The organism is Micromonospora antibiotica, assembly GCF_017599305.1.
GTDB lineage: Bacteria > Actinomycetota > Actinomycetes > Mycobacteriales > Micromonosporaceae > Micromonospora > Micromonospora antibiotica.
On record NZ_JAGFWR010000065.1, the window covers coordinates 1 to 1,047 of the forward strand.

Here is a 1,047-nt window from a genome sequence, read left to right on the forward strand (position 1 = left end):
CTAGGCCCTGTGTCGAAGTTGGTCACAGCCACTCGTTGATCGCGGCGATGTGCACGGTGGCCTCGTAGCGCACGGCGAGCTTGTCGAAGCGGGTCGCCACAGCGCGGTTGCGTTTGAGTCTGTTGATGCCGCACTCCACTGCGTGGCGCTGCTTGTACCGCTGTGGGTCGAAGGCCGGTGGCCGGCCGCCCTTCGACCCCTTCTTACGTCGGTTGGCGTCCTGGTCGGCCTTGCTCGGGATGGTCGCGGCAATCCCACGTCGGCGCAGGTAGGCCCGGTTCGCTTTCGAGGTGTAGGCCCTGTCGGCCAGGACCCGGTCCGGGCGGGTCCTGGGTCGGCCGGTCACCAGGCGGGGAACGCGGATGGCGGCCAGGACGGGGATGAACTGCGGGCTGTCACCGCGCTGCCCGGCGGTCAGCACCATGGCGAGGGGCTTCTGCCCTTGCTCGCAGCCCAGGTGCAGCTTTGTGGTCAGCCCACCGCGGGAGCGTCCGAGCGCGTGGTCAGCCGGTTCGACACTGACCCCACCCGGCGATTCGGCCTGCAGATCCCCCTTTTCCTCGCCCCGGCCGCGTGCTGGTGAGCGCGGGCGCTGGTCGAGTCCACGGACACGTCCCAGGTGATCCTGCCGGCCGCGTCGGCGAGAGCCTGCAACCCTGTCAGGACCTGCTGCCAGGTGCCATCGCGCTGCCAGCGGCGGAACAGGGCATACACCGCCGACCAGGATCCGTACTGCGGCGGCACGTCCCGCCACGGGGCACCCACCCGGATCCGCCACCGGATCCCATCGATCAACTGCCGCCTGGTCCATGACGACGGTCGACCTGGCCGCTTACCCGCAGGCAGCAACGGTTCCAGCACCGCCCACTGCACGTCGGTCAGGTCGAACCGCCTCGTCACCGCTAGGGTGTCCACGAGGTCTCCGGTTTTCAGGTTCTGCTTGGTCGCTGAACCATCTACCGGAGGCCTCACTCTTTTTCGATCTCCGACACGCGAAGATCCTCAAACCAGCTCAAGCCCCGGCACCGACTTCGACACAGGCCCTAG

The 1,047-nt window shown here is 68.1% G+C and carries 1 pseudogene; it reads right to left on the bottom strand.

Annotated features, from left to right (window positions below):
* Positions 1-22: 22 nt before the first annotated feature.
* Positions 23-900 (bottom strand): annotated as a pseudogene (locus tag JQN83_RS32600) (IS5 family transposase).
* Positions 901-1,047 lie beyond the last annotated feature (147 nt).